Source organism: Chitinimonas violaceus (assembly GCF_052601015.1).
The window spans coordinates 1-1,365 of sequence record NZ_JBQXDJ010000177.1; the positions used below are offsets into that span (position 1 = coordinate 1).

The window sequence follows — 1,365 nt, forward strand, 5'->3', positions numbered from 1 at the left end:
CGGATTGGATCTGGTTCTACAATCACGAACGCCCTAACATGGCCTTGGGCGGTATTACCCCAATACAGCGGCTGGCCATGGTCGCATAGCGCTACTTCTGACTCCCCTTAAAAATGGGGGGATTACCCGAGGACTGGATTAAGGTCTACGTCAGAGCCGAATACGGCAGCTTGATGACCGGTAAGCCGGTCTATCCGCAGTTCAATAGCCGCCTGCATGTCAGCGAGAAGCCGCTGCGTGCTATTCCAGGTGTACCCATCCTCTTGGGCTGGGATTTTGGTTTAACATCTGCCTGTATCGTCACCCAACTTACCCCGCGCGGGCAGCTACGCATCCTGAAAGAGTTCATCGCAGACAGCATGGGTGTCCAGCAATTCGCCGAGGATGTCGTAATCCCCCAGCTCAGGGCGACGTATCCCGAATGGACGCTCGAATGGGATGAGGACGCACCGGAGTGGAAGCAGATCAAGGGCTGGGGTGATCCTGCTGGCTCAGCAAGGGCGGATACCGACGAGCGAACCTGCTTCCAAGCGCTGAGACAAGCAGGGTTGGAGACGAAACCGACCAGAACCAATGCACCGATAGCGCGTGTAGGTGCGGTAGAGAGCTTCCTGATACGTCTGGTAGACGGTGAGCCAGCATTCTTGATCGACAAGTCCTGCAAGGTACTCATCAAGGGATTCAACGGGGGCTATCAATACCGGAAGATGCTGGTACCGGGCGAGGAACGATTTACTGAGACACCCGACAAGAACCGGTTTTCGCACCCACACGATGCTTTGCAGTACGTAGCACTCGGTCACTTGGGTAATCCTGGTGCAGAACAGAGGGAAAGTAACGGCAGGTCTAAGTCGCGAGATTCACGGAGTTACAAGACGGCGTAGCTGGCTGCTTGATGTGTCACTTGCTAGATCGCAATAAATAGTGAAATCGCCCTTAATCAGAGCAGCCGCTGCCTACTTAAGGAGGATTTAACCTGTTTTTCAGCAGGCGTTACGAACAAACAATAGCGGACTTCCTCAAAGCGGCAGGGAGCCATCGCAAGCGTCGTCACGAGAACGTAAGCGAGGTTGTTTTAGCGTAAAGGATAAGCACTATGTACCCCTGCTGTAGTAAAGCGAAAACATCACTTAACATTTTCTTGCCACTGCTGATGGTAGGAGCCGTACAAGCGGAAGGCTCGCAGTCACGGTCGGGTGAACCAATGGAAATCAGCGGTGACACAAAGCGTTCGAAGCGGGGTCTGTCAGTAATTTCGTGTTCAAGGCATATCATGCTCCCAAGGAGAATGTATGCCTCGCAAACCGAAAGCCAAGCCGGTGGAATTGCCGGCAATTCCCGCCGAGCTCCTAGCTCAGTTCGGCA

The 1,365-nt window shown here is 53.8% G+C and carries 1 protein-coding gene; it reads left to right on the forward strand.

Translation table 11 applies throughout. From position 1 onward, the window contains the following. Positions 1–113: 113 nt before the first annotated feature. Positions 114–884: a hypothetical protein gene (locus ACUHMQ_RS20755; RefSeq protein WP_445297342.1), complete on the forward strand. Its 771-nt coding sequence runs from the start codon at positions 114–116 to the stop codon at positions 882–884. The last annotated feature ends 481 nt before the right edge of the window (positions 885–1,365 follow it).